This window comes from Rhizocola hellebori (assembly GCF_016862955.1).
Classification (GTDB): Bacteria; Actinomycetota; Actinomycetes; order Mycobacteriales; family Micromonosporaceae; genus Rhizocola; species Rhizocola hellebori.
Genome location: NZ_BONY01000024.1, coordinates 121,686 through 128,009, shown reverse-complemented (window position 1 = coordinate 128,009; position 6,324 = coordinate 121,686). Strand labels below are relative to the sequence as shown.

4 protein-coding genes are annotated in these 6,324 nt (G+C 70.2%); all 4 read right to left on the bottom strand.

From position 1 onward, the window contains the following. Window positions 1-216: 216 nt before the first annotated feature. The 4 genes from Rhe02_RS20960 to Rhe02_RS20945 are packed head-to-tail and all read right to left on the bottom strand — an operon-like array spanning window position 217 to window position 6,303. Entirely contained in the window at window positions 217-2,016 is a 1,800-nt protein-coding gene (locus Rhe02_RS20960; protein WP_203909984.1) for an ABC transporter ATP-binding protein, read from the bottom strand. After that, window positions 2,013-3,752 carry an ABC transporter ATP-binding protein gene (locus tag Rhe02_RS20955; RefSeq protein WP_203909991.1) on the bottom strand — a complete coding sequence of 580 codons (1,740 nt, stop codon included), beginning with the start codon at window positions 3,750-3,752 and terminating at the stop codon, window positions 2,013-2,015. Before Rhe02_RS20955 ends, Rhe02_RS20960 begins: the two co-directional genes overlap by 4 nt. Before the next feature lie 26 nt (window positions 3,753-3,778). Continuing rightward, the gene (locus Rhe02_RS20950; RefSeq protein ID WP_203909983.1) at window positions 3,779-4,927 is read right to left on the bottom strand and encodes a sulfotransferase family protein; all 1,149 of its coding nucleotides are present in this window, start codon (window positions 4,925-4,927) and stop codon (window positions 3,779-3,781) included. Continuing rightward, the gene (locus tag Rhe02_RS20945; protein ID WP_203909982.1) at window positions 4,924-6,303 is read right to left on the bottom strand and encodes a condensation domain-containing protein; all 1,380 of its coding nucleotides are present in this window, start codon (window positions 6,301-6,303) and stop codon (window positions 4,924-4,926) included. Before Rhe02_RS20945 ends, Rhe02_RS20950 begins: the two co-directional genes overlap by 4 nt. Between the last annotated feature and the right edge of the window lie 21 nt (window positions 6,304-6,324).

The following is a 6,324-nucleotide window of genomic DNA, read 5'->3' as shown; positions in this document are numbered from 1 at the left end:
ACGGGAGTTCGCGGCGCGCAACCACCACGGACCGGCGCCAAGAATTGCCGCACCAACCCACAGCGCGCAACCACGGACCGGCGCAAAGAATTGCCGCACCAACCCACAGCGCGCAACCACCGAGCGCCACCAAGAAATGCCGCCGGGAGAGGCGCCGAGTCCGCGCCGCGGAAGTCGGTGGCACAGAAGGAGTTACGGCCCACGCCTGGGCTCGTTTCAGCCGGCTGCTGGGCTGAGCCGGGAGGCGTCTCCGTCGGCGGCTGGGCTTAGCCAGGAGGCGTAGAGGCGGCCGTAGACCGAGCCGGGATCGGTGACCAGGTCTCGGTGCCGGCCTCGCTGGACGATGCGGCCTGCGTCGACGACCACCACCTCGTCGGCGCTTACCGCGGTGGCCAGGCGGTGGGCGATCGCGATCGTGGTACGGCCACGGCTGACCGCGTCCATTGCTCGTGCCAGCCGCTGCTCGGTTTGCGGGTCGACGGAGCTGGTCGCCTCGTCGAGCACGAGCAGGTCCGGTGCTGCCGCGTGGGCGCGGGCCAGCGCGACGAGCTGGCGCTCGCCGACGCTGAGCTCCTCGCCTCGCTCGCCGACCGGGGTGTCCAGCCCGGACGGGAGCCGGGCCAGCCAGTCGGCGAGGCCGAGCTCGGCGAAGACCTCGGCAACCCGGTCGTCGGTCAGCTCCATCTGTCCAAATCGGACGTTTTCCGCCACCGTGCCGTCGAAGAGGAATCCGTCCTGGGTCACCACCGCCACCCGCCGTCGCAGGCACGCGAAGCTGACCGCGGTCAACGGCACCCCGCCGAGCAGCACCTGGCCGGAGGTCGGGTCCATTAGCCGGGTCAACAGCTTGGCGATGGTGGTCTTGCCCGCGCCGGTCTCCCCCACCACGGCCAGCCTTGCCCGCGCCGCGATGTCCAGGTCCACATCGGACAGCACCGGTGGTCCGCCCGGGTAGGCGAAACCGACCCCGGCCAGCCGGGCGGCGAGCGGACCGGGCGGCAGGTCGACTCCCGCCACCGGATCGGCCACATCGGGTGAAATCTCAAGCACGTCAAGCACCCGCCGCCAGCCCGCCACCGCGCTTTGCATCGCGTTGAGCATCTCCGCGGCGACCTGTGCCGGCTGCACGAAGAGGGTGACCAGGAAAAGGAATGCGGTGAGCTCGCCGATGCTGAGCCCGTTTCCCACCCCGAGCAGCACACCGACCACCACCGTCGCGGCCAGCGCCACACCGGCCGCCAGCTCGCCGGAGGAAAACGCCCCGACGGTCAGCCGGGCGGCTCGCTCGCTGGTGACCCGGAACTCGTCGACCGCGCGGTCGAGCCGCTCCGCGGTGCGCTCGGACATGTCGTAGGCCCGGACCACCTCGGCACCGACCACGCTTTCGGAGACCGCGCCGAGCATGGCGGCCGCCCGCTGGCGCACCGTGACATAGAGCGTGGCCAGGCGCGCCATGCAAGCCCGGATCACCATGACCACCGGGACGAACACGGCCAGCACCACCAAAGTGAGCTGCCAGGAATAGATTGCCATCACCACCACGGTGACCAGTACCTGACCCGTGCAGATCAGCAGCACCACGCCATTCCATTGCAGGAACGTGGTGATCTGGTCGACATCGCCGGTGGCCCGCGACACCAGCGCGCCCCGCTGCTCGGTCTGCACGTGCAGCATGGACAGGTCGTGCACATGCCGGAACACCCGGATGCGCACGGCGGCGAGCGCGGTCTCGCTGACCTTGTACAGCCGGTACACCATCAGGTAACCGGTCACCGTGCCGATCAGCAGGACCACGGCGGCGATCACGGCGACGTCCATCACGACGCCCAGGTCGGGCCCGCCGGGTGCGCGCAGCCCGTGGTCGATGCCGTTTTGAATGGCCACCGGCGCGGCCACCCGGCTCGCGGTCATCAGCGTCGCCAGGATCAGGGTGGTGGCAAGCCCGCGGTAAAGCTCAGGCGACAGCGCGAGACCGCGCCGCAAAGTGTCCCATGTGGAGCCTGCGTTTTGTTTCACGAGAACACCTCTGCGCGTTGGGTGGCGGTGACCAGGCTGGCATAGGCCGGCTCGGTGGCCAGCAGTTCCGCGTGGCTCCCGGTCGCGGCCACCCGGCCGTCCACCAGGAATACCACCAGATCCGCGGCGGCGATGGTGGCGGGCCGGTGGGCGACGATGAGCACCGAGCCGGTGGCGCCGCCGTCGCGCAGCGCCGCCAGGATCGCCGACTCGACCGCGGGGTCCACCGCGCTGGTCGCGTCGTCGAGCACGAGCAGCCTCGGCCGCCCGGCCACGGCACGGGCCAGCGTGAGCCGCTGGCGCTGCCCGCCGGAGAGGAGCACGCCGCGTTCACCGAGCACGGTGTCCAGGCCGTCTGCCAGCCGCCGCACGAACTCTTCCGCCTGCGCGACCCGAAGCGCCGCCCACACCTGTGCGTCGTCGATCCCGGTGCGGCCGAGGGTGACGTTGGCCCGCACCGTGTCGTCAAAGACGAAGGACAGCTGGGGCACCAAGCCTATGGCGTCGGCAAGCGCGGCCGCGCGCAGCGAGCGCAGGTCGGCGCCATCGAGCCGGACCGTCCCCAGATCCGGATCGATCAGCCGGGCGGCAAGCGAGACCACACTGGACTTGCCCGACCCGGTAGGCCCGACCAGGGCCACCGTCGCCCCCGCCGGCACCGTGAACGACACCTCCCGCAGCACCGGCCGGTCACCGTCGTGGGCGAAGGTCACCTGGTCGAAACGCAGCTCGGCGGCGGCCCGGCCGGCGACTGAAACGCCTGTGCCGTAAGTCATTTCGCCGGTGGCGTCGAGCACCGCCGACATCCTGTCCCAGCCTGCGACCGCTCGCGGCAACGAGGTCAGCAGCCAGCCGATCGCCCTTACCGGGGCCCCCAGCATGGCGAACAGGAACGCCGCGCTGACCAGATCGCCGACGTCGATCGCCCCGGACCGCAGCCGCCACCCGCCGACCACCAGCACCGCGAGCATGCCGGCCGTCGGCAGCGACTCGACGACCGGATCGCAGATTCCGCGCATCCGGCCGACCGAGATCAGCACATCGCGCAGCTCGTTGACTTTCACGGCGAACCGCGCGGTTTGAAACTCCTCCCGGCCCATGGCTTTGACCACCATCGCGCCGTCGAAGCTTTCATGGGCCAGGGCGCTGACCTCGCCGCGTAGTTGTTGCGAGCGCCGATAGCGCGGGGCGGAACGGCGCGAGAACGCCTCGAACACCCCGAACAGGGTGGGGAAAAGCACCACGCCCACCAGCGCCAGCGCCCAGTCGGTGAGGAAGAGCGCGACGAGCGCCGACACCAGCAGGACGACGGTCGCCATGGCGTAACCCACGCTGCCGGCGGGAGTCCAGGCCGCGTCGACGTCCGAGCTGGCGGTGGAGAGCAATTCCCCGGTGGCGTTGCGGCGATGCCAGGCGGGGGGCAGGCTCAGGTACCGGCGAATGATCCGGCGTCGATAGCTGGCCTGCAGACGCAGTTGCATGTACATGGAGCCGAGCCGACGGCAGTAGATGCCGGCGACCTTGAGCAAGCTCAGCCCCACCAAGGCCGCCGCCGCGGCCGCGAGCACGCCGGCGTCGACCTTGCCGCGCTCCATGGCCGGCACCGCGACCCCGGCGATGACCTTGCCCACCAAGAAAGCGCCGCCGACGGTCAGCAGGGCCACCAGACTGGCCCCGCCCACGGAGACCGCGAACACCCGCGGCTCGCCGCGGACCGCGCGCAGCACCACACCCATGCCGTCGGACAGAACCGTGCGCCGGGTCACCGCGGCACCGAGACCGGCAGCACGGTGTCCGGTGTGACCACAGTGGACAGATCGGCGATCACCCGCGCCAGCTCGACGCGCTGCGCATCGTCCAGCGTCGCGCCGGGCGGGCCCAGCGCACTGCGCGACAGGCTGGTTCCCGCCTGCGAGTCCGCTTGGAAAACGCTGTCCACAGCGCGCCACGCGGCCGCGTCCGGGTCCAGCCCACACCGGGCGAACAGGTCCGCCAGCACCTGCCGCGGTTGTGCCACCAGATCCTCATAGCGCACCGGGATCACGGTGACACCGGCTTGATAAAGCGACATAGCACACTCCATCTGCCTCACCCATTGGCATGCGAGGCTTTCCAGCGGGGACAGCAGCCGGCCCAGCCGCCTGCGGTAGGTGGCCAGCAACGGGATCAGCAGGCCAAGCCGGTCCTGGACCGCGCTCTGCCCGGCCCCTTGCGCCGGTTGGGCTTGACCGAGCGACGGGCTGCTGACCATCACCGGGTCGTAGGCGCCGAACGCCCGCAGCGAGGATTGGGTCCAGGTATCCGCTTGCCGGTACAGGAAGATAACTCTCGCCGCCGGGTAGTTGCCCGCGAGCAGTTCGGCGAGCTCGATGGCGCAACTTCGGAACTTCACCGCGTGCGGCCCGGACCCACGAAAGGTGACCTGCGCACAGCTGCGAACCAGGCGGCGCAGCGTGGCCGGATCGCAGCGGCCGTCCGCGCGCAGCATCACCAGCTGGGTGAAGGCATCGGGCTCGGACCACACCGGCACCCCGGTCGCGGCGAAGGCTCGGCTGGCCAGGGTGGAGCCGCATCGGCCGATCGAAAAGAGCAGAATCAGCTGGCGATCGTCCACGTTTACCTGACCTGCCAGCGTATGCAGCGCTTCGTAGGGCACCGCCACCAAAGCGCGCGCCGCATCATATTGGGTCTGGTAGAAGAAGGCGGCGCTGGACAGGTCGACGTCCGGCCCGGTGTCGACGAAGAGCGCCTCGCGCTTTTCGTCGCCAAGGCAGTAGAGGCTGTATCCGGGCGACAGCACCGTTTCCGGGCCGACCGGCCCGCCATCGCGGACCCGGAAATGGTGCGGGCCAACGATGGCCAACGGGTAGGGCCGCTGCTTTGCCTCGATGACCAGTCTGCGAGCCATCATCGGCGGCCACGTCCGGGCAGCGCGGCCAGCCGGACCTCACCGAACGCCGCGTCCACCACAAGCCGCTCCAGATCTCGCAGGAACTGTCCGATCTGGACAGATGACAGGCTTCTGCTGTCGGCGGTCAGCACCACGCTGAGCGGACCCGTCGCGGGCTCCACCCGAAGGCAGAACCGGCAATTGAGCGGCGCGTGCGGGGCGAGCGTCAGCACCGATTCGGAAAGTGCGCCCCGGATGGCCTCCTCGCCCGGCAACAACGCCGGATCGCCGGCCACGGTGTCCTGTGTGGAGCGCATGTCGTTGAAGCAGCAGTAGGGATTGACCTCCGTGGCGAGCTCCCTTCTCACCCCGGCGAGGGCGGCATCGAGGGCCGCCTGGTCGTAGTAGGCGTGCCGGTGGCCGCGCAAGGCCGCCTGCCAGGTACGGGTGACCAGCTCCTCGAAGGTCAGGCCGCCGGTCATGTCCACAGTCAGCAGGGCGAGCTGGGCGAGCATCCCGACGACATCGCTGTGGCCGGCCTGGAACCGGTTGTTCACCAACGTGTGCAGGGCACAAATGCTGTTGCCTGTCCACGAACCGACCAGCGCCACGGTCGCGGCCAGCAACACGGTCGTGGTGCTGACCCGCTGCCGCGCCGCGATCACCCGGGTCGCGCCGTCGAGCGCCCGCGAGGTGAGCATCACCTGATGGTGCGAGGGCTCATGGGCCGGGCCATCGGCGGTGAACATGGTCGGCGGGATGGATCGGAAAGAATCCGTCCAGTAGTCCACCGCGCGCCTGGTTCGGTCCTTTCCGGACGTTGCCTGCCAATGGGCCATATCCAGCGGCTGCAACACCGGCGCCGCCGGTGTCGCCCCGCGCAGCAGCACCCGCAGCTGGGTGGCGACCACCTCAGCGCCCTGCCAATCGGTGGCGGTGTGGCAGAACACCAGGACCGCCTGGCGCACCTCGCCGTCGACGGCCACCAGGCCAACCCGCAATGGCCAATCCGTTGGGTACTGGAATGCGGCCGCCGACAGCCGGTCGCGTACCTCGGCCACGATGCCGGTCACCGCTTCGGCGGAGCCGGTCTCGGTGACCTCCACCGGCAGCCGTCCCGCCCGCGCCACCTGCTGGGCCGGTTCCCCTGCCACGGCCACGATCTGGGTGCGCAGCGCCTCATGCCTGCCGACCAGCTCGCCGATGGACACCACCACCCGCTCGACGGTCGGCGACGGCCGCCGCGGCAGGGCCAGCACCATCGGAATGTTGAAGTGCCCGGGAGGGTTGCGCGAGATCGCATTCCACATGCCGCGCTGACCCCAGGTCAGGGCGGCCGCGCCGGCCCGCTCCCCGGCGAACCCAGCGTGCACACGGTAGTGCCGCGTCTCAGGCATGTACGATTTCCGATCCTTTCG

Excerpts from the sequence above, each read along its gene's own strand:
- Rhe02_RS20950 (WP_203909983.1), bottom strand. The coding sequence starts at position 4,927 with ATGATGGCTCGCAGACTGGTCATCGAGGCAAAGCAGCGGCCCTACCCG.
- Rhe02_RS20955 (WP_203909991.1), bottom strand. The coding sequence starts at position 3,752 with ATGGGTGTGGTGCTGCGCGCGGTCCGCGGCGAGCCGCGGGTGTTCGCG.
- Rhe02_RS20945 (WP_203909982.1), bottom strand. The coding sequence starts at position 6,303 with ATGCCTGAGACGCGGCACTACCGTGTGCACGCTGGGTTCGCCGGGGAG.